At 33.5% G+C, this 21,294-nt stretch carries 23 protein-coding genes; 9 read left to right on the forward strand and 14 right to left on the reverse strand.

The annotated features are described in order from the left end of the window. Nucleotides 1-7: 7 nt before the first annotated feature. Nucleotides 8-190, reverse strand: coding sequence for a CAL67264 family membrane protein (locus tag BLV35_RS09195; protein ID WP_091088375.1), 183 nt, complete (start codon nucleotides 188-190; stop codon nucleotides 8-10). 45 nt (nucleotides 191-235) lie between these two features. Next, nucleotides 236-1,240 carry a DNA polymerase III subunit delta gene (gene holA / locus BLV35_RS09200; RefSeq protein ID WP_091088379.1) on the reverse strand — a complete coding sequence of 335 codons (1,005 nt, stop codon included), beginning with the start codon at nucleotides 1,238-1,240 and terminating at the stop codon, nucleotides 236-238. Between the two features lie 101 nt (nucleotides 1,241-1,341). On the opposite strand from holA, the gene BLV35_RS09205 reads away from it, so the two are divergent. The 3 genes from BLV35_RS09205 (at nucleotide 1,342) to BLV35_RS09215 (ending at nucleotide 3,689) form a co-directional block, all read left to right on the forward strand. Continuing rightward, nucleotides 1,342-1,788, forward strand: a complete 447-nt coding sequence (locus BLV35_RS09205; protein ID WP_091088383.1) for a type I restriction enzyme HsdR N-terminal domain-containing protein — start codon at nucleotides 1,342-1,344, stop codon at nucleotides 1,786-1,788. Between the two features lie 9 nt (nucleotides 1,789-1,797). Continuing rightward, nucleotides 1,798-2,784 (forward strand): glycosyltransferase family 2 protein, encoded by a 987-nt coding sequence (locus tag BLV35_RS09210; protein ID WP_091088386.1) that lies wholly within the window; start codon nucleotides 1,798-1,800, stop codon nucleotides 2,782-2,784. A gap of 71 nt (nucleotides 2,785-2,855) precedes the next feature. Beyond that, complete coding sequence (locus BLV35_RS09215; protein WP_091088389.1) at nucleotides 2,856-3,689, forward strand: OmpA/MotB family protein; 834 nt, start codon at nucleotides 2,856-2,858, stop codon at nucleotides 3,687-3,689. Between the two features lie 252 nt (nucleotides 3,690-3,941). Here BLV35_RS09215 and BLV35_RS09220 read toward each other — a convergent pair whose 3' ends face one another. From BLV35_RS09220 to BLV35_RS09230, 3 genes are all read right to left on the reverse strand, one after another. Then, the gene (locus BLV35_RS09220; RefSeq protein ID WP_091088391.1) at nucleotides 3,942-4,562 is read right to left on the reverse strand and encodes an L-threonylcarbamoyladenylate synthase; all 621 of its coding nucleotides are present in this window, start codon (nucleotides 4,560-4,562) and stop codon (nucleotides 3,942-3,944) included. A gap of 77 nt (nucleotides 4,563-4,639) precedes the next feature. After that, on the reverse strand, nucleotides 4,640-6,973 hold the full coding sequence (locus BLV35_RS09225) for an ATP-dependent helicase (protein ID WP_091088395.1): 2,334 nt from the start codon (nucleotides 6,971-6,973) through the stop codon (nucleotides 4,640-4,642). A gap of 180 nt (nucleotides 6,974-7,153) precedes the next feature. Then, entirely contained in the window at nucleotides 7,154-7,921 is a 768-nt protein-coding gene (locus tag BLV35_RS09230) for a sulfite exporter TauE/SafE family protein (RefSeq protein WP_091088399.1), read from the reverse strand. 138 nt (nucleotides 7,922-8,059) lie between these two features. On the opposite strand from BLV35_RS09230, the gene BLV35_RS09235 reads away from it, so the two are divergent. Further along, nucleotides 8,060-8,581: a DUF7935 family protein gene (locus BLV35_RS09235; RefSeq protein ID WP_091088402.1), complete on the forward strand. Its 522-nt coding sequence runs from the start codon at nucleotides 8,060-8,062 to the stop codon at nucleotides 8,579-8,581. A 3-nt stretch (nucleotides 8,582-8,584) separates the two neighbouring features. Here BLV35_RS09235 and BLV35_RS09240 read toward each other — a convergent pair whose 3' ends face one another. Beyond that, nucleotides 8,585-9,484: a patatin-like phospholipase family protein gene (locus BLV35_RS09240; RefSeq protein ID WP_091088406.1), complete on the reverse strand. Its 900-nt coding sequence runs from the start codon at nucleotides 9,482-9,484 to the stop codon at nucleotides 8,585-8,587. 72 nt (nucleotides 9,485-9,556) lie between these two features. After that, complete coding sequence (locus tag BLV35_RS09245) at nucleotides 9,557-11,629, reverse strand: M1 family metallopeptidase (RefSeq protein ID WP_091088410.1); 2,073 nt, start codon at nucleotides 11,627-11,629, stop codon at nucleotides 9,557-9,559. 102 nt (nucleotides 11,630-11,731) lie between these two features. Between BLV35_RS09245 and BLV35_RS09250 the strand changes: the two genes are divergently transcribed. Continuing rightward, entirely contained in the window at nucleotides 11,732-12,466 is a 735-nt protein-coding gene (locus BLV35_RS09250) for a Dph6-related ATP pyrophosphatase (protein WP_091088412.1), read from the forward strand. A gap of 136 nt (nucleotides 12,467-12,602) precedes the next feature. Here the strand turns inward: BLV35_RS09250 and BLV35_RS09255 are convergent, their stop codons facing one another. From BLV35_RS09255 to BLV35_RS09265, 3 genes are all read right to left on the reverse strand, one after another. Continuing rightward, nucleotides 12,603-13,061: an SRPBCC domain-containing protein gene (locus BLV35_RS09255; RefSeq protein WP_091088416.1), complete on the reverse strand. Its 459-nt coding sequence runs from the start codon at nucleotides 13,059-13,061 to the stop codon at nucleotides 12,603-12,605. Nucleotides 13,062-13,283: 222 nt separating this feature from the next. Further along, entirely contained in the window at nucleotides 13,284-14,768 is a 1,485-nt protein-coding gene (locus tag BLV35_RS09260; RefSeq protein WP_091088419.1) for an aminopeptidase P N-terminal domain-containing protein, read from the reverse strand. 207 nt (nucleotides 14,769-14,975) lie between these two features. After that, the gene (locus tag BLV35_RS09265; RefSeq protein WP_262488522.1) at nucleotides 14,976-15,551 is read right to left on the reverse strand and encodes a DUF1697 domain-containing protein; all 576 of its coding nucleotides are present in this window, start codon (nucleotides 15,549-15,551) and stop codon (nucleotides 14,976-14,978) included. A gap of 16 nt (nucleotides 15,552-15,567) precedes the next feature. Between BLV35_RS09265 and BLV35_RS09270 the strand changes: the two genes are divergently transcribed. Beyond that, complete coding sequence (locus BLV35_RS09270; protein WP_091088424.1) at nucleotides 15,568-17,394, forward strand: recombinase family protein; 1,827 nt, start codon at nucleotides 15,568-15,570, stop codon at nucleotides 17,392-17,394. Nucleotides 17,395-17,408: 14 nt separating this feature from the next. Here the strand turns inward: BLV35_RS09270 and BLV35_RS09275 are convergent, their stop codons facing one another. The 3 genes from BLV35_RS09275 to BLV35_RS09285 all read right to left on the reverse strand — a co-directional run bounded on the left by BLV35_RS09275 (nucleotide 17,409) and on the right by BLV35_RS09285 (nucleotide 18,826). After that, nucleotides 17,409-18,035, reverse strand: coding sequence for a recombinase family protein (locus BLV35_RS09275; protein WP_091088427.1), 627 nt, complete (start codon nucleotides 18,033-18,035; stop codon nucleotides 17,409-17,411). A gap of 138 nt (nucleotides 18,036-18,173) precedes the next feature. Further along, on the reverse strand, nucleotides 18,174-18,485 hold the full coding sequence (locus tag BLV35_RS09280; protein ID WP_091088431.1) for a hypothetical protein: 312 nt from the start codon (nucleotides 18,483-18,485) through the stop codon (nucleotides 18,174-18,176). 17 nt (nucleotides 18,486-18,502) lie between these two features. Beyond that, nucleotides 18,503-18,826 carry a hypothetical protein gene (locus BLV35_RS09285; protein WP_091088434.1) on the reverse strand — a complete coding sequence of 108 codons (324 nt, stop codon included), beginning with the start codon at nucleotides 18,824-18,826 and terminating at the stop codon, nucleotides 18,503-18,505. A gap of 138 nt (nucleotides 18,827-18,964) precedes the next feature. Between BLV35_RS09285 and BLV35_RS09290 the strand changes: the two genes are divergently transcribed. The 3 genes from BLV35_RS09290 (at nucleotide 18,965) to BLV35_RS09300 (ending at nucleotide 20,585) form a co-directional block, all read left to right on the forward strand. Continuing rightward, the gene (locus BLV35_RS09290) at nucleotides 18,965-19,243 is read left to right on the forward strand and encodes a helix-turn-helix transcriptional regulator (protein ID WP_176980597.1); all 279 of its coding nucleotides are present in this window, start codon (nucleotides 18,965-18,967) and stop codon (nucleotides 19,241-19,243) included. Nucleotides 19,244-19,377: 134 nt separating this feature from the next. Beyond that, nucleotides 19,378-19,761: a hypothetical protein gene (locus tag BLV35_RS09295; protein WP_091088441.1), complete on the forward strand. Its 384-nt coding sequence runs from the start codon at nucleotides 19,378-19,380 to the stop codon at nucleotides 19,759-19,761. A gap of 83 nt (nucleotides 19,762-19,844) precedes the next feature. Beyond that, on the forward strand, nucleotides 19,845-20,585 hold the full coding sequence (locus tag BLV35_RS09300) for an N-formylglutamate amidohydrolase (protein ID WP_091088443.1): 741 nt from the start codon (nucleotides 19,845-19,847) through the stop codon (nucleotides 20,583-20,585). Between the two features lie 119 nt (nucleotides 20,586-20,704). On the opposite strand, the gene BLV35_RS09305 is transcribed toward BLV35_RS09300, so the two are convergent. Continuing rightward, complete coding sequence (locus BLV35_RS09305) at nucleotides 20,705-21,259, reverse strand: hypothetical protein (protein ID WP_091088446.1); 555 nt, start codon at nucleotides 21,257-21,259, stop codon at nucleotides 20,705-20,707. Nucleotides 21,260-21,294: the final 35 nt, after the last annotated feature.

The following is a 21,294-nucleotide window of genomic DNA, read 5'->3' on the forward strand; positions in this document are numbered from 1 at the left end:
CATTTTTCTAAAGTCTCCCTTTGAGTGAGCTAAAAACCCACGCATTTGCTAAAAACCCCACGCCAACAGCAGCAAATCCCCATCCGGAAACATCGCTGTATCTAAAAGCGCCAAGACCTATTAAGAGTAAACCCATTACTATCATTATAAAAGTAGCCCATCCTAAGATGGTATTCTTATTCATTCCCATAATTAAAGCCTGTTTTTTAAAGTGCAAATATCGTGAATTTAACTGCTAATTGAATATATTATACAGCATTTCTCGTAACAAGTCGGAATTTGACATCGAACTCGCTCCTACTCCTTTGCTTTTTACGTCGATATCCCGCAAGGAAGCTACAATTTGGCTTACCTTTTTCATGGGGTAATTTTTAAGAGCCAGATCATATTCTTTTAGGAAAAAAGGATTTACTCCAATAACTGCTGCGACATTTTTTGGATTTCTGTCTTTGAGTCCGTGGTATTTCAATAATTGGATAAAAAAACCAAAAACCAGACTTGTGGTAACCACCATTGGGTTCTCTTTTGGATTGTTTGCGAAATTTTCAGCAATTGTGTATGCTTTAAGTTGGTTCCTTTCTCCTATTGCTTTCCGAAGCTCAAACACATTAAAGTCCTTACTGAAACCAATGTTTTCTTCAATATCTTTAGGAGTAATCACACTTCCTTTTGGCAATATAATTTGCAGCTTCTCTAGTTCGTTATTAATTTTACCCAAATTCGTTCCTAGAAATTCCACAAGCATTGCGTTAGCTTTTGGTTCAATGGTATATTTTTTACTAGCTAATATACGTTTTATCCAATCGCCAACCTGGTTCTCATATAATTTTTTGCTTTCATAAACCAAACCATTTTTTCCTAAAACCTTGGTTACTTTTTTGCGTTTATCCAGTGTTTTGTATTTGTAACAAATCACTAAAACGGTAGTAGGCATTGGATTATCGGCATAGCTTTCTAGCTTGTCAATAGTACGACTCAAATCCTGAGCTTCTTTTACAATCACTACCTGACGTTCCGCCATCATTGGATAACGTTTAGCTGTAGAAATAATATCTTCAACAGAAACATCCCGACCGTACAAAACGGTTTGATTGAATCCTTTTTCCTCTTCAGACAAGACATTTTTTTCAATGTAGTCTGATACGATATCAATATAGTAGGGCTCTTCACCCATCAAAAAATAAATCGGTTTGATGTTCCCGCTTTTTATATCATTCAGAATTTTTATAACCTCGTCCATTTTTTCAGTATTCAGTGTTCAGTTACAGTATTCAGTCACAATGTTATAAATAACTATAACTTTAAACGGTAAACTTTAAACATTTTAATTATTTTTGCCTGATGCAGCAATTGGATTTTTCTTCTTATAGTTTCCGCTTCAAAAATAGCGAAAATAAAGTGTCTATTTTTGACGAAATCAGGAAAAAATTTATCATTCTCACACCAGAGGAATGGGTTCGCCAACATGTCGTCCGGTTTTTATTGGAAGAAAAAAAATACCCTAAATCCCTGATTAATGTAGAAAAAGTTCTTAAAGTCAACGGATTACGAAAAAGATATGACGTAGTAGTGTTTAACTCGGATGGTTCAATATGTGTCTTAATCGAATGCAAAGCTCCCGAAATAAAAATAGGCCAAGCTACGTTTGACCAAATTGCCCGTTACAATATGACGATGAATGCGGAATATTTGATGGTAACCAACGGAATGAATCATTACTTTTGCCAAATGGATTTTGAAAATGAGAAATACCAGTTTCTACCCGAACTCCCTGAATACAGTATCTAAATAATCAAAATGAATATAGCAGTCGTTATCCTAAATTGGAATGGTGTACAATTATTAGAGCAATTTTTACCTTCAATAATAGCATTTTCTCCAGAAGCCACTATTTATGTAGCAGATAATGCCTCTACAGATGAGTCCATCTCTTTTGTAGAAGAGCACTACTCAAGCGTAAAAATCGTCAAAAACACCCATAATTTTGGTTTTGCACAAGGCTATAATGAAGCACTGAAACATATTGACGCTGAAATATATGCTTTGGTAAATTCTGACATAGAAGTTACAGCAAACTGGTTATCTCCTATTATTGATACTTTTAAAAACGAACCGCAAACTGCTATTGTACAACCTAAAATATTAGATTTTAAAAATAAAAAGTACTTTGAATACGCTGGCGCAGCAGGTGGCTACATCGATAAATTTGGTTATCCCTATTGTAGGGGCCGTCTTTTTGAAACCGTTGAGGAAGACAAAGGACAATATGACGATGAAATAGAAATTTTTTGGGCTTCAGGAGCTTGTTTTTTCATCAGAAGCTATGTTTACAAAGAACTGCATGGATTTGACGATGATTTTTTTGCACATCAAGAGGAAATTGATCTTTGCTGGCGTGCTATAAATAAGGGATATACCATAAAATACAATTATAAATCAATGGTGTATCATGTGGGTGGAGCTACCCTAAAACAGGGTAATCCAAAGAAAACCTATTTGAACTTCAGAAATTCATTACTAATGTTAACCAAAAACGTTCCCAAGGAAAGTTTGTATGCAGTTCTATTTAGTCGAATGATTTTAGATGGAATTGCGGGATTACAATTTATTTTTCAAGGAAAATTTTCGCATTTTTCAGCCATTCTGAAAGCCCATTATTCTTTTTATACTTTATTTTCAAGAACTTACAAAAAAAGAGGTAGTTTTCAGACAAAAAAGTACTATAACATCAAAAGCATCGTTTACCAATATTATGTAATTTGTGGCAAGGTATTTGCGAACTGATTTTAACATTAAATTGTATATTTTATTAACTATTTTAAAACTATTTTTGTAATTCACTAAACATTAAATTTATGAAAAAAATTGTAATTGCCTTATCCGTATTAGCCCTTTTAACGTCTTGTGTTTCTAAAAAGAAATACACTGATCTAGAGGCGAGAAACAAGGAAACTCAAGATTTATTAAACAGTTGTACCGTAAAATTAAACTCTTGCTTAGAAGAAAAAGCGGGTCTAACAGCTACAGTTGCTGGTTTAAAAGACCACAACCAAACGTTAATCAGTACTTCAAAAGATATGACTGTATTAACTACTAAAGGTGCAGAAAATATTGAAAAAGCATTAGAGTCTATTAAAGAAAAAGATTTAAAAATTACAAGAATGCAAGATGCGTTAACTAAAAAAGATAGTGTTACACTTGCTTTAGTTACAAGTCTAAAAAGATCAGTTGGATTTAATGATCCAGATATCGAAATTAATGTTGAAAAAGGAGTTGTATTTATATCAATTGCTGATAAATTGTTATTCAAAAGCGGTAGCTATAATGTAACTGATAAAGCAAAAGGAGTTTTAGCTAAAGTGGCTAAAGTAGTAAATGACAAACCAGATTTCGAATGTATGGTTGAAGGTCATACTGATAGCGTACCTTACATTGGTAACAGCATATTACTTGACAACTGGGATTTAAGTGTGAAACGTTCTACATCAATCATTCGTGTATTAACGAATGAATTAGGTGTTAACCCAGCACAATTAATCGCTGCAGGTAGAAGTTCTTACATTCCGTTAGTAGCAAATGATTCTGCTGATAACAGAGCCCGTAACAGAAGAACTCGTATCGTTGTATTGCCAAAAATTGATCAATTCTACGAAATGATTGAAAAAGAAATGAAAAACCAAAAACAATAGTTTTAAATTTTCATAATGTAGTTTGTAAATTCAAAGTACAGAAACATAAAAACGTTCCGAATTTAGGAACGTTTTTTTTTATGCTGCTTTTTTAAAAAGAAAAAGCAGGCCAATTGGCCTGCTTCCATGTATCCTTAAAATTTTTTTAATAACCAATTAAATATTAATTAAGAATAACATACCATTATTTTTATGCTAATATATAAATTAAACAAATACAATCATTGGCTTATTTTCGAACTAAATTATTCTTTATAGAATATCTAAACTTCCTTTTCCTTCACGAATCACCTCCGGCTCATCGCCCGATAAATCAATTATCGTAGAACCTACATTATCGCCATATCCACCATCAATCACCATATCAACGAGATTCTGCCATTTTTCAAAAATAAGTTCTGGATCGGTGGTATATTCAATCACATCATCATCATCTCGAATGGATGTAGAAACAATAGGATTTCCTAATTGACGAACGATTTCCAATGCGATCGAATTGTCGGGAACACGTATTCCAACTGTTGTTTTCTTTTTGAATTCTTTAGGTAAATTATTATTGCCCGGTAAGATAAAAGTATACGGTCCAGGTAAAGCTCTTTTTAAGAGTTTAAAAGTTGCCGTGTCAATTTGCCTTACATAATCAGATATATTGCTTAAATCGTAGCAAATGAATGAAAAATTAGCTTTATCCAGTTTGATCCCTTTTATCTTAGCAATACGTTCTAAAGCCTTCGTATTTGTAATATCGCAACCCAACCCATACACTGTATCAGTTGGATAAATAACTAAACCACCGTCTTTTAAAACCTTAACTACTTTGGCTATTGCCGCTTCGTTGGGTTTATCAGGGTATATTTTTATAAATTGAGCCATTTTTATTTTTTGTTTAAAGTTTTAAAAATGTAAAGTTTAAAGTTCGTGATATCGGCAACTTTAAAATTAAACAAATTTTATCCGATTATATCCAATTTAGCAAATCGTAATAATAATTTTTTTATACCGCCGACGTCAAATTTGATCTCTGCTTTTTTATCAGCTCCCACTCCATCTATGTTTAATACTTCCCCTTTTCCAAAACGCTCGTGCATCACGATATTTCCGGCAACCAATTTATTGTCAAACAAATTAGCACCTCCTGACACTGATTTTCCGCCTACAGGCTTCAATTTACGAATATTTATTTCAGGATTCACTACATTTCCTTTGATTTGTGGTGGTGGCGTTCCATTAGCCGGTTTAGCCAAACGCAATTTGGATTTATCCACATCTCCAAAAATATCGCTATCAATCATCGGTTTGTATCGATAATTATTTTCGGCAGGAGTTAGGTACTCTAAATATTGTCCGTCAATTTCTTCAATAAAACGAGAAGGCTCACTATCTGTCAATTTACCCCAACGGTAGCGTGATTGAGCGTAGGTTAAATAGGCTTGATGCTCTGCACGTGTTAGCGCCACATAGAACAAACGACGTTCTTCCTCCAGCTCACTTCTGGTACTCATACTCATCGCACTTGGAAACAAGTCTTCTTCCATTCCCACAACAAAAACATGAGGAAACTCTAGTCCTTTGGCTAAATGTATCGTCATTAATGCGACACGGTCTTCATCGCTAGTATCTTTGTCTAAATCTGTCGCTAGAGCCACATCTTCCATGAATTCAGATAAAGCACCACGCGCGCCATCAATTTCTTTTTGCCCTTCGGTAAAGTCCTTGATTCCGTTTAATAATTCTTCAATATTCTGTATTTTAGCCATTCCTTCCGGCGTGGCATCTTTCTTTAATTCCTGAACTAATCCTGTTTTTTTCGAAACATGATCCGTTAAATAGAAAGCATCTTGATTTTCATTTATCACCTGAAAACTTTGAATCATCGTAACAAAATCTAGTAGTTTTTGTTTGGTTCCCGAGTTCAGTTTTAAGTCAATTTTATCGATATTCTGCATCACCTCAAAGATGGATCTTTTATAGTGATTAGCAGCTACCATTAACTTTTCGACCGTGGTATTTCCTATACCTCGTGCCGGATAATTAATCACGCGCATCAATGCTTCTTCGTCCTTTGGATTGATTACCAATCGCAAATAACACAACACATCTTTTATTTCTTTTCTTTGGTAAAAAGACAAACCTCCATAAATTCGGTACGGAATATCTCTTTTTCTCAGGGCGTCTTCCATCGCACGGGATTGTGCATTGGTACGGTATAAGATTGCAAAATCACCATTGTTCATTTGGTTTTGCATCTTTTGTTCGAAAATCGTTCCAGCAACAAAACGACCTTCTTCAGCATCCGTCATACTGCGGTGCACTTTTATCTTTGGACCAAAATCATTGGCCGTCCAAACGATTTTATCCAGTTTAGTTTTATTCTTGTCGATAATCGTATTTGCCGCTTCCACAATGTTTTTTGTCGAACGGTAATTCTGTTCCAGACGAAAGGTTTTAACGCCTTCATAATCCTTCTGGAAGTTCAAGATGTTATTGATATTCGCACCACGAAATGCGTAAATACTTTGCGCATCATCACCTACCACGCATATATTTTGAAATTTATCCGATAATGCTCTAACAATTAAATATTGAGAGTGATTCGTATCTTGGTACTCATCCACTAGAATATAACGAAAACGGTTTTGGTATTTCGCTAGAACTTCCGGAAAACGAGTTAATAGTTCATTGGTTTTCAATAATAAATCATCAAAATCCATCGCTCCCGACTTGAAACATTTATCTACATAGGCTTGGTACAACTCGCCCATACGAGGTTTTTTCGACATCGCATCTGCTTCTTGTAAATCACGATCATTGAAATACGCCTTTACGGTAATCAAACTATTTTTAAAGTTGGAAATCCTACCTAAAACCTGTTTGGGTTTATAAACATCTCGATCTAATTGCATTTCTTTAATAATTCCAGAAATAGCACGTAGCGAATCTTGGGAATCATATATCGTAAAATTAGAAGGGTATCCCAATAAGTGAGCTTCCGAACGCAAAATTCTTGCAAATACAGAGTGAAACGTTCCCATCCAAAGATTCTTGGCTTCACTAGACCCTACAATATCAGAAATACGCTTTTTCATTTCACGTGCTGCCTTATTGGTAAAAGTCAGCGACAAAATATTAAATGCGTCCACTCCCTGATGCATCAAATAGGCAATACGTATCGTCAAAACACGTGTTTTACCTGAACCGGCACCAGCGATAATAATCATTGGACCGTCTTTTTGCAATACGGGTTCGCGTTGTGCTTCGTTAAGTTGGGAAATGTATTTTTGCATGGAAATTATCTATTTATGCAAAAATAAGAATTTAAGAATTAAAAAACAGATTTCATTTCTTATGATTGAACTGTAAAAATCAAAATTCAGACTTGACTATTCAATCCCGATCTAAAAAATTTGAAACAAGAAATGTATAATCGTAAGTTACAAAGTATTTATATCGAAAAACAGTTGGTTTTATATAAAAAACACATCATATGCAAACCGAATTAATGTTGCCACCACAACGACTAAAAAGAATATTCGGATAAAACCATTTCCTTTCGAAATGGCTATTTTTGCACCCAACCATCCACCAAAAGCATTACAAGCTGCCATTGGCAGGGCAATTGCCCAAATTATTTTTCCTTTTAACATAAACAGACAAATAGATCCAAAATTAGTCGCGAGATTGACCATTTTAGCATTCGCAGAAGCGTGAAGAAAATCAAAACCCATCAAAGCAATGAAGGCTACTACAAAAAAACTTCCTGTGCCTGGACCAATAAAACCGTCATAAAACCCAACGATAAAACTAATCACGATAGCATTTAATATTTGAGTTCGCTCTGATAGATTTTTAGCAACATGCTGTCCGAAATTTTTCTTAGCATAGGTATAAATAGCTAATAATGAAAGAATAAACAGTAAAAGCGGTTTCATAAAATCATTACTCATGTAAGTCAATAACATAGAACCTGCAAAAGCTGAGGGCATCGCAACACCAACCATAATCAATAACAAACGCCAATTCATCGTGACCTTTTTTAGGTATTGGTAGGCGGCAAATGAAGTTCCGCTAAAAGCCGGGATTTTTAATGTTCCAATAACGGTTGAAACTGGTAAATTAGGTAATAATATCAAACCTGCAGGAGTCTGAATCAAACCTCCTCCACCAACAATCGCATCAATAAATCCAGCAGCAAAAGCAGCAACGCAAAGTAAAACAATAATGTATGTTTCCATTTATATTTCCAATTCAGCAAGCGAAAAATGCAGCTATATTTTTTTTGCAAAAATAGTACTCGCCGTTGTAAATTGCACTATAAATAAGGAGTAATTAAATCAAAAAGTATATTTTTGCTTGACAAAATTTAAATCAACATGAATTCTATAAATATCATCGAAATATTAGCTTACACTATTCCATCATTAATTACTGGCGCTGTTGCCTATTATTTATTCGATGCCCATTTTAAAGATCAACAAAACAATAGACGTTGGTTGTTGCAAAAAGACAATCAGTCAGCAATGCTTCCTCTACGTTTACAAGCTTATGAACGCATGACATTGTTGATGGAGCGCATTAACCCCTCTCAATTGATAGTGAGAATTAACCCTCTTTCACAAGACAAAGATGAATATCGCAATTTTGTAATTGCGCAGATCGAACAAGAGTTTGAACATAATTTAGCCCAACAAATATATCTTTCAGAAAAATGCTGGTCCATTATTGTTACAGCCAAAAATGCAACAATCCAAATAATCCGTTTGGCCGCTAAAAACGAAAAAGTAATCAATGCTGATGGTTTGCGCGAAGCTATTCTTAGTGATTTATTGGAAAAACCATCCCCAAGTAGTGCTGCATTAGCCTTTATCAAAAATGAAGTGGGAGAATTGTGGTAAAAATCAAATTCTATTGTTCATACCTTTACTTTTATTCTGCGCAAAATCAAATCCCTTTATCCACCACTCTTTCATTTTAGTTTTATTAAATATTAAAGCATTATGGGTTAATTCTACTGGGGTATAGTATACATTTAGTTTTACGTTATTGTCAGAAGCAGAGAGGATTCCTAATAATAAATCGTGTTTTTCAATTTGGTCTAAGGCAATTCTAAACAAATCAATCAGCAATGAAAAGGGGTTTTTACCAATAACAATTTTACCAATTGTTTTTTCTGTTTCTAAGACGACGACATCAATTTCAGTGGCACCACGAAGAATGGCTTCTTGAATTGGAACTAAACTAGAAAAGCCTCCATCGCCATATTCAAAATCATTTCTAAGAGCTAAACTCATAAAGGGAATATAATTACTTGAAATCCAAATCCAATCGCAAAATTCATCATAAGTGCAATCATGAATTGATTTATATTCCGCTTGGTTTTTGGAAAGATTCGTGACCGTAATTACAATGTCGGCTTTTAATGTCTTTAGTTGCTCAAACTCTTCAATGGCAAAACTTTCTTTAATATATTGTAATAATTTTTTACTTTCGCCGAATGTCCTTCTTCTCCTCAAAAATTGTTTTATAACGTTGAAATGATTGATTGAGACAACATGGTTACCATTTCGATTTTTGACAATAAAAGGGTTGACGTCAAAAATTTTACTCATACTAACTTCTGTAAAAACACTGTGAATTTTGTCAATCTTCCCCAATGCTAAATGAGGAATCAGTAAACTTCCAGTTGAAGTACCAATGAAAAGATCATATTTATTATTTTGTACTTCTAATAGATATTGTGAAACACCTCCAGCAAATGCCCCTTTACTACCTCCACCAGAAATCACTAATGCTCTCATAGAATCTATTTTTTAATACAAAATAACAATTGAAAAAGTTACTTGACACAGTAATCCTATCCAATTTACCAGCTAAATATACAATTCTTTTAACAGTCGATTTAACTGAAACTGCTCTTTTTCATCTAATTGAGGTAAAATTCTTTCAAACGAAAGTACCATCACCTGATCTTTCAATAACTTTCTGATAGTGTCTCTTCCAAATTTAGAAAATTGCCACATGTGATGGGTTGTAGCATTTACCAAATTCTTTAAAACAGCATCATTGATAAGTTGAAAAGCCACTAGTTTTTCTAATGCTTTTTGACGTGTGATAGCCTCATAATTGGGTGATGAATAATTGATCAACTCTGCTATCAGAGCTGTTTTATCCGCTTCATATTCTGGAGTAGATAGCGCCTGTGACAACCATAATGTTCTTAAATTATAGTCGCTGAAACCAATCCAGTCTTTAGATAGTTCCAAGTAAACAGAACGTTGTTCTGGAAAATTATTCCATAAATAAAACAAAGCTATTTCCTGTGTCTGATAGGATTTGTCACTTAATAAACTTTCATATTGAATCCTGAAATCTGCGGGAATCTTTGAATTTGTACTGGCAACAGCCTGACGAACTTGGACATTATTAGTAGCTAAAGCCAACTCCAAGAGCTTCTTCTTAGCTTCAAATTTTTCGTTTTTCAGCTGATTAACAACTGCTTCTTTCGCAGTGTAATAAGCATTTGACTGAAGAATTTCTGTCATAAACCCAGCTTTCTCTGACAGTGGTTTTTTCTTAACTTTATCCAATTCAAGTAATAATTGAGTTGTTTTATTTTTACTAAGTAACTCATTGACTGTCTTTATTTCAAACACAGTAGACTCAAGCCATACTTTACTAAATTTAGCGGTGTCAAAATCAGACACTTTATTCACTTCATCAAAGAAATCCTGCGTTTTGACACTCTGAAAAGAATATTTCTCCAAGTAACTACGCACCGCTTTTTTAAATGCTTTATCACCTATTGCTTGATGCAAAGCAAATAAAGTCCAAGCCCCTTTTTGATAAAAACTTAAGGAACTTGCTTTTTCATTGAGAACCGGAATTGTATCCGTTCTAGTTGCATATTTAATTTGCTGTGCTGTTTCGTATAATTTCGAGTAGAAATAATCATCTCCATAGATTTCTCGTTCTGCAAGTAAGGCATAGTAAGTCGCAAAGCCTTCTTGTAGCCAATGATGTTTTCCGCTTTCGGCAGTGATTAAATCTCCAAACCACTGATGTGCCAGCTCGTGTGCATTGACATTTGTATAATTACGATCTTCAAAACCAGTAGAATCAACTACATAACGACTGGAAAATAAGGTTGCCGACGTATTTTCCATTCCAGCATACAGAAAATCACGAACTGGAATTTGCTTATACACTTTCCAAGGATACTTCACTCCTATTTCTTTCTCCAGAAAATCAAATATTCGAACAGAATAACGGTAAGCAGGTTCGTACCTATCCACATCCTTAGGTTCCAAATATAATTCTAATTCAATACCGCATTTTGTAATCTCAGTACGCTTATCAAATTTACCGATAGCAAGCATCAACAAATAAGAACTCATGGGTTTTTCCATTCTATATTCCCACAGAGTCATGTTGTTGTTCGTCGTTTTCTTAGTCAATATTCCATTTGAAATCGCCTGGTACTCTTGACTAAAAACCAGTTCTATATTAAAAATTACTTTTTCATTTACATCATCAAAACTCGGAAACCAATTACTGGTATACTTCCCTTGACCCTGAGTCCAGATTTGCAAATCATCTGCCGTTTCAGAACCTACGAAATATAAAGCCTGCTTAGGTATGGCTGCATATCCAAAACTAATTTCATTTCTACCTTTTTTAAACGGATATATAATTTGTAACTGCTTCTCTGTATTTATAAAAGGCACCGGCTTATCATTGAGTCTTACTTCTGTAAAACTCATGTTTTGTGCATCTATTTTTATTGTATCAATAGGTTTTAATACCTCCAACCAATAATGTAACGAACCCACAACAGATTTCTCTTTTGCATCTAAAGTCAATTGACCAGAAACCGATTTAAAATCAACAAATCTTGTCTGTTGGGCGAAAGCCAGTGAAGAGATTAAAAGAAACAGGTATTTCATTTAAGAAAATTTAATTAAGTAAAAGCCAAAGTTACAAAGGAATCAGGAACAAACAGAAGTATTTTTGTAAGTTTACCAATAGAAATTTACAATATAAAAACCTTGAAAAAGAAAGCCATTTTTAACTGGAGTAGTGGAAAAGACTCTGCTTTAGCTCTTTATAAAACCTTGCTAAATCCGGAATTTGAAATTAGTTGTTTGCTCACCAGCGTTAACCAACAATTTCAGCGTATTTCCATGCACGGGGTTCGTGTAGAATTATTGGAAAAACAAGCCAAAAGCATCGGCTTACCGCTTGAAATCATGCAAATTCCGGAAATGCCAACAATGGAAGTGTATGAAAGCGTGATGCAGACAACACTGGAAAAATTGAAAATTCAAGGTGTAACCCACTCCATTTTTGGTGACATATTCTTGGAAGACCTTCGTAAATACAGAGAAGACAAATTAGCCACTATGGGATTTGAGGGCGTTTTTCCACTTTGGAAAGTACCAACTCATGACTTGATACAGGAATTCATTGGACTGGGCTTTAAAACCATTGTCGTTTGTGTCAACGAGCGATTTCTCGACAAAAGCTTTGTAGGAAGGATAATTGATCAGGATTTTATTAACGATTTGCCTGAAAATGTAGATGTTTGTGGTGAAAATGGCGAATTTCATACCTTCACTTTTGACGGTCCTATTTTCTCAAAGCCTATTGATTTTGAAATTGGAGAAATCGTGTATCGCAAATATGAAAAACCAAAGGAAGACTCCAGTAACACCGCTTGCGATAGCGATGCAACTGATGCGTTTGAGTACGGGTTTTGGTATTGTGATCTTTTAGAGCAATAATTGTAATAATAAAACGCTGAATACCAGAAAATTTCGGAGTAGTAGTGTTTTTTTGTAAAGGTTCTTATGCCTTAAGTAAGTTGATGCACACCATCTTTGAGTCCTTGTAAAAGGAAACATAAAAACAGCGTTATTTTTAGACTTTCCATTTTGAAAAACTTATTTCTTGAAGATGCCGTTCCACATAATTTTTAAAATTATTTAAAATGGCCTGCCAACCTTCTTTTTGTAATTCAATGGGATTTTCAGTTTCTGCTTCAAATAGTTGTACCACTCTGGTTTTATACTCCACCTTTGTGAAAATAATTTTTACTTTTCTTCCATCATCCGCGGTATATGTAATTTGTTCATTTGCTTGAACTTCCTCATATTTCCCTCTAAAATCAAAACCGGCACTCCCATCTTTGGCTTCCATCCTAAAACAGAATTTTCCATCAATTCGTAAATCATTCTCAGCCCAAGTCGTATGCCAATCCTCAGAAGCCGCATTCCACAAAACAATATTTTGAGGCGAAGTCCAATTTTTCCAAACCGTTTCTATTGGCGCATCAATTATAGTTTCTACCGTAATAATTATTTTCGTATTTGATTCCATAATGTTTTGTTTTTAAACAGCTAACCATGTAAACTTTTACTTAATTAAGTATAAATTTAAAACAAAATCTCCAAAACTATTCCAAATATTATCATAAGAAACATACCTATACTATCTTTTTTTTAAGAGTAGTTATTATAAAAAAAACTCCGAAATCAAATGATATCGGAGTTTTTTTTATACAAGTGAATCCTAAAATCACTATTTACGGATCTAAATATATTAGTCTAAACTAGGCAAAGTAAAGCCGTCGAGCACACTCTTTTCTTTCATAAGCGCTTCGATTTCCTCCGACTTTCTCGGGGCTTCCCCAGATAAGTTTACTGGCTCATTTGCTGTAACCAATATATCGTCTTCGATTCGCACGGCAATTCCCCACCATTTTTTATCACAATTACTACCCTTAGGAATATAAATCCCTGGTTCTACAGTAAGAACCATATCAATATCAAATGTGTCGTATAGTCCAGGATCATGAACATCTAAACCTATATGATGTGAGGTTCCGTGCGGAAAATAAACTCTTGACTCCTCTTCTGTCGATATAATCCCCAGTTTCATTAAACCTACGGTGATCACTTTCCGTGCTGCAATATCAGGTGAATTAAAGCTGTTTCCCTGTTTTACGGTGGCAATTCCAGCTTCTTGCGCTTGATAAACTAAATCATAAATTAGTTTCTGCTCTGTCGAGAATTTCCCATTGGCAGGGATTGTTCGGGTTACATCGGCAGTGTAACCGTGGTACTCTGCGCCTAAATCCATTAAAACCAAATCATTTTCGACCTTCATTTTACTATTCTCGATGTAATGCAAAACACAACCATTATTTCCGGCTCCTACAATTGAAGGGTAGCCTTCAAACTCACAACCATATTTTTTATAAACAAATTCATGAATTCCTTGTATCTCCGTCTCGGACATTCCGGGATGCATCGCTTTCATTATTTCACGTTGTCCCATGGCTGAAATCCGAACTGCCTTAGTCAGTAATACTAATTCTTCTTTGGATTTAATCTCACGTAAACTTGCCATATACGTTTGAATCGACTGGGTATTGATAGTTACTTTCTTTTGCGTTATGTTTTTTTTATTTCGAAACTCATTCTGTACATTAGGATCTATTTCAGGTACTACTTTTGCGTTGTATCCCACTTGACTCTTAAATGCTTCTGTCAATTTATATAAATCAGCTTCATCACGTTTCGAATCCCGGTAATCATCTTTAAATTCTTTAAAAAGAACCGAGCTGAAGTCGGCATAATTAATCCCTGAATTCAAAAACTCTTTGCCGTTATATGCGATGTCAAAACCTAAATTATTCTTGGCGCCTTCCGTACCTAAACGAATTCCAGTCCATTGCTCTGCTCTAATATTTTTTTCTTGAACATAAAGAACTTCATTATAGGTTTTCCCTGATTTATTAGTTTGCTCATTCGAGAAAATAACTAAAACCGAATTAGGTTCTTTGTATCCTGTTAAATAATAAAAATCAGGATCTTGGTGATACACATAATCTACATCATTGGCTCTGTTGCGAACCGCATTTCCAAAAAACACAGCTACACTATTATTAGGCATCTTACTTCGTAAGGCAGCTCTTCGTTCTTTGTGGAACTGGGAAGTTAAGTAATCACTAGGAGTACCTGTTTGCCCGTTGGAAAAACAAACAAAAAAAATACTGATGATAACGGAAAGTTTGAAATTCATCTCTTCTAAATTAAGGTTTCTAATAATTAATTACGGAGTAGTAAATATAAATCGTTTTTGCGTCTAAACCATGCGATTTACTAATTCATGAGTAGATACAAAAAAACTATTATAAAATTCAATTAAAAAAAAATGCTGATTCGCAACATACAAGGATCGTATATTGCGAATCAGCAGTCAGTCTATATTCAAAAGGCATCTCTTAATCTAAGCCAATTCTTCATACATCTTCAACAATTGTGTCACTGTGTTCCAGTTTCTAATTGTTGCCGTTAGGTTTAGTTTTTTCTCAATATATTTCTGATCTAATCTTGTTTTCCCAGCCCCGACAGCATATTTAATAAAAATCCGATTGCCGTCTAGATGGGCTTCATCAGGTTTAAATTGGCTAATTTTCAAATCATTAATATTTTCAGAACGAAGCTCTTTAGAAACAAAAGCAACATATAATTTCTTCGTATCTACTTCTTTCTCTTTCATAAAAGGATTATTGGAGAAACAAGCTTTAAGATCTGCCACATTAAGAATGATTACTGGCACATCACCACCAAAGACCTTAAAAATTTCCTGCTTAATGATAAAACCAACTTTAGCTGCATTTTCTTCTTCGGTGGTTACAAAAACATTCCCTGATTGAATATAAGTTTCCACTTTTGTAAAACCAATGTTTTCCAATGTTGTTTTTAGTGCGTTCATTTTTATCATGTTGTGACCGGAAACATTAATACCACGAAGCAAGCATAAGTGTACTATACTTTGATTATTATTTTTATCTTTATCCAAAATTAATTTATTTTATATGACAAATCTAGCTATTTATGTGAGAGTATCGACGACCAATCAAAGTTATTCTAGACAAATTGAAGATATTGAAAAATATATAGCTACCATATATGATAATAAAAAAACTAATATAGACGTATACGCTGAAAACATATCGGGATTCAAAAACTCAAAAGATAGGCCACAACTAACAAGGTTTTTAACCAAGGTTGCTGCAGAACCAGAGTACTATAAATGTTTATACGTAACCGAATTGTCTAGGGTTGGTAGAAATCCAATTGAAGCACGTACCATTGTGACTAACCTACTTGAACAAAATATAGATGTATGTATAACATCAACAAATGGCGGTTCTAATTTCCTTAACGCTGATGGTTCAATAGATAAAACAAAATTTGCGGTATTGGGTTTACTTATGGACTTTGCACAAATTGAAGTTGATGTATTCAAATCACGTACCGCATCTGGACTTAAAGAAAAAGTACTCAAAGGAGGTACAACTGGTGGGCTACTTCAACCCTACGGTTATTCCAAAGATGAGCATAAAAAACTTGTTATAGATAAAGAGGAAGCTAAAATAATTGATTCCATTTTCGAACAATATCAACAAGGTTTAGGTATGAATCATATAGCACAACAATTAAACAAAAACAATACACCAACTAGAACTAATAAAGCATTTGAAGGAAAAGAATATAAAGGTAAAAATGCTGATGCTGTAAAATGGACTGCTAACCAAATCTATGTGATACTAACCAACACTATCTATTACGGTGTACGTGTTTTTAACAAAAGAAAAAAGAAAAATAAAGACGGTATACTTGAAGATAATTCTGAATCATTTGATTCACCTGATGTTGCTATTATTACAAAAGAACGATATGATAAGTGCACTGAGATAAGACTTAACAAAAAAGGTAATGGTAGAAACATACATACAAAAAACGTTATTCTACTTCAGTACCTAACTACTTGTGGTGTATGTGGTCGTAATTACACACATAGAGTTGGTGACACCAATCAAAATTATATTTGTTCATCACGGGTTATTTTTGGTCTTAAATCGTGTGGAAATCTCGGCGTTAATATTGATTTGGTTGATAGTAGTATCTATAATATTCTTTGTAATTCACAAACAGTACTAAAATACCTAAGTGATACCGATTCAATCAAAAAAGATTTAGAGAATAAAATAAACCTACTTGAATCGTCTATACCCTTTTTAGAAAAGGAATTAAAAACAAATGAACTTAAAATCGATAGGTTACTTGATTCAATGCTTGATGATACAATAACTAAAGAACGTTTTAATTCTAAGAGTACAGAACTGTCTTCAATCAGTACCAACCTAACTACACAACTTGAAATACAAACAAAACAACTTATATCAAATAAAAAATCACTAAAGAACCTAACTAAAGTAAATCTTGATGATAGCGTGTTAAAACAAGCTAAAAGCGATAGAAACAAACTGAAATCAATCTATAAACAAATAATTAAAGATGTAACCATTACAGGACTTAACTACCAATTCATCAGACTAGACATAACACTACAAATAAATGGTTCACCAATTGCTGGTACCCTTAAAGTTGTTGTAAGTAGAAAAGGATTGAGAAAAAAACCATACAAATATCAATACCAAGATGAATATCTAGCACCGTTTGAACCATCTGAAGAAATTGATGATTACTACGAGCGTATTGGTAATAATACTAAGTATCAATATAAAAATAATAATGAATACAATGCTATAATAAGTGATTTTAAGATAATTACAGATAATATCATCAACATAAAAGAATCATATTCTAAAAACCCTCTAAGTGATTCTAATGTATAATATTCGACATAGCATTAAATCATTTTTCTGTTAGACATTACTTTTTTTACCTTAATTATAGTAGCACTAGACGCTCCCGTTATTTCATTGATTTCACGAACGGTTAATCCCTTCTGTAACTTCTTTTGAATTGTTTGATGGCGTTGTAATAATTTTTCATCCGATTGGATGGTTCCTAATTTTCTACCTGTAAATTTGCCCATGGCCTTACCTATAGCAATTCCCTCAGCGGTTCTAGTTTTAATTCGGTTACGCTCCATTTCTCCAATACTAGCCATTACACTAATCACAAGTTTTGCCATTGGGTTTTCATCACCGTTATCAAGTAAGGTTGTAAAACCTTCTTTAAGCGATTTTAAATTGATACCATTTTTAGTAAATGTTTCAATAGTATGTAAAATATCTAGCAAGTTTCTACCTAAACGGTCAATTGAATCAACAACAACAGTACAGCGTTGTGAATCGTCTGTTATTTCATCAAACATCTTATTTGCTTCGGGACGTTCGAAAAAAGGAACGTTACCCTGAATTTTTTCAATGAATACTTTTTTAACATCGTACCCAACATGAGATTTGAAATTTTCTAGTTGGCGGCTTGAATTTTGTTGAGCGGTTGAGATTCTTGAATAGAAGTAAAACATAGTGGTGAATTTTAGGTTATTTTGTTTTAAAATTAGAGTCTGAATTATTTTAAAACATTAGTGTTGGTTTTGTTGAGGTTGTGATTTTTAATGTGTTTCATTTTATGGTTATAGTCTAAATCTAAAGTGGATTGAAGATTACTTACCTTCAATCCAATCTATCACAGGAACTAGCATATCGAAATAAGCTCTTTCAAATGTTTTTACAACTTTGCGGTTTTTGTCAATGAAGATAATTGTGTAATCATCTGCCCATCTTAGACAAACCTTAACCCATCCTTGATGTGTTAATCCGTTTACTTGAAAAACTAGTCCCCCTTGATACTCATCTGTTTGACTGATTGCGGAAAAACTTGTTGCTCCCCATGCCATCAAAGCACTTCTATCACCATAGTTAATTTGTTCTAATATCGTTTGCGCTATTTCCATTGTTCTCGTAGTCGTTTCCATATGTATCTGTTTTTGCGTTAGTCTAAAGCTCCAAAGCTTCTTATGAATGAACTTTCGGTAGTATGACTAAAAAAGCTTTCAAATTGAATTGCTATTACCGTTCCTGTTTGGATTAGTTCACCAAGGGCTTTAATTGATTTTACACCAACAATACCAGCAGTTGTCCAAACTTGATTGATTCTAATATCATTACCTTTTTGCTCTTCATTTAAAATTGCATTACCAAATTCTCTTAAATTGAAATATGGTCTATAATCATTTTTTACAACTAATTGAAGAGTCAATCCTTTCAAGTTGTCTTTAATCTCTTTAATTCCTATTTTAAAATCTGTTGCAGTCATAAATCAAGTGTTACTTCATTAATACATTGTAAAATAAAGCAATATTTTACTATAAAGCAAATAATACTTAATATATTTTACTTGAAATAAAGCATGGCTTTATTTATATTTTTGTATGTTTGTGAAAACTTTATAAAAATGGCTGTACTACGATTAAAAGAATTGATGTCAATTAAGGGCATCGGTAGAGAAGAACTAGCTAACAAGGTTAATGTGTCGACTACTACTATCAGTAATATTTCAAGTGAAAAGAACCTACCTACCATTCAACTCTTGTTGAGTATAGCAATTGTTCTTGATGTCGATGTAAGGGAATTATTTGTTCCAACAAAAGGGACGGCAGTTACTCAATTAGAGATTGAAGAAGCTAAAGTACTGTTAGAAAAAAGTCTTAGGATTTTAGAGGGAAGGAAATAAAAAGAAAGACCATTTGTCAGAAACTGGACAATATCGACTTCTAATTCTCGAAGCAAAAAAACAAACAAAAATTATGATATAAATAATTATATTTTCATCAGAATAGCAATTATCTTATTTAAAAATAACAAGGAATGAATATAACTAAAACAAAGACTTTTAACGCTACAATAACTTTGGGTTTAGAAGTTGGTTACAGTGAAGAGCTGTACAATAAAGAGTATTTACTAAATGAACTCCAAGCCTATCAAAAATTAAGAATTGATGAGGTTGGTATTTATTTAAGTGCATCAATTAGTGAATGCGATATTGTGTTGAGCGGTCAGATAGAGAAGCACTTGAAACTAGAGTTTATTAACTATCCAAAATTCCCCTTGGAACTGGAAGTGTTTAAAAAAGAGATTCTTGAATTAGGCTCTTATTTACTTAATCGAATGAAGCAGAACAGAACGGTTATTGTCTTTTCTGACGAGACTATAATGTTAGAAATTGATGAAGCAATAGACCCTAGAATTTGAAAGAAAACAAACTAAATTTGTGAACCCTACACCTCAAATTAAGTTAAGAATTAAACCATAATTTTGACTTATAAAATAAACCAATGAAAAAACTAATACTACATATTCCTCATTCCTCCACCGCAATTCCTTCATTGCAAGGCTATGTCGTAAGTACCGAGATTATCAATACCGAAATTGTGAGACTAACAGATTGGTATACCGATGAAATATTTAGCAATACAACTGATATAAGTATCATTGCACCTTTCTCTCGTATTTTTTGTGACCCTGAACGCTTCACAGATGATAGTCAAGAAGAAATGGCAAAATTTGGAATGGGTGTTTTATATGAAACACTAGACAATGGTGACGTGATGAGAGAAGTTACTCCTCAAATTAGAGACTATGCATTAGAAAACTTTTACTACCCGCACCATAATAAGCTAAATAAGGCGGTAATAGAAGAATTAAAGCAGTCTGAAACCTCTATAGTCGTGGATTGTCATTCATTCCCCTCAATTCCTTTGAAAAGAGCTCTGTCACAAGATATTGATACTCCTGACTATAATATAGGAACAGATAACTTTCATACTCCTCAAAAGTTAATAGATTTCTCCCAAAAATATTTTGAAGGTTTAGGTTACTCACTGGGTATTGATACACCCTATAGTGGAGCACTAGTACCAATGGAACACTATCAAAAAAACAAAAATGTCCAAGCCATAATGCTTGAAATCAATAGAAGATTATATCTTAATGAACCATATAATGAAAAATCACAGGGTTTTGAAAACACAAAGAAAGTAGTACAAGGATTTTTAGAAGGAATAAGAAAACTTTAACCAGTTTTGTAAATTTAAAAATTCACACCAAAATTCACGGCTTTGTACCTCATCTCTTTCTCCAAATAAATATGTATTTCTCTAATGGATTCGACGGTACACTGTGAGAAATTAAGTCCCTATTCTTTTATCTGTTTAATACTCCACTTGGTTATATAAATTAAATAACGTAGCGGAAAAAGTACAGAAAAAATAAAAATTCCAAGAGCGATAGCCTCTTCATCGTCTACACTTTGGTTAAAAAATAGTTTGTTTCTAGCTTCAACATCTTTTTCTAAAATTATTATCTTTTCGAGATATTTCTCAGAATCAACATCTTTTTCTATTTCTCTTTTAAATTCAGGATTAGTGAGAGTTATTTTTTTGTCTTTAAGTAACTCCAAATATACACTTTCCGCAGTAACTTCTTCAGACTTTAAAAGTGGGACAAGCTCTGCATAATTAAGTAAAGTACTAACTGAAGAATCATCCGCGATTTTAACGATAACTTTAAGACGAAACGGTAATTTTTCAATCTCAGTCATTGATTCTAATTCACGCTGAATTTTATATGTTTTTTCTTGATTAGATTCAGTAATAAATATCCAAGGCAATATAAGTAATAAATAGAGCACTGTTGTTCCCAGAAGAAATAGAAATTCTCGTGCAATTATTTTTTTGGTCGTTTGTTTCATTATTGTATCCTAACGTTTGTTTTGTAATTTTTCAG

Source organism: Flavobacterium gillisiae, assembly GCF_900107635.1.
In the GTDB taxonomy this organism is placed as follows: Bacteria; Bacteroidota; Bacteroidia; order Flavobacteriales; family Flavobacteriaceae; genus Flavobacterium; species Flavobacterium gillisiae.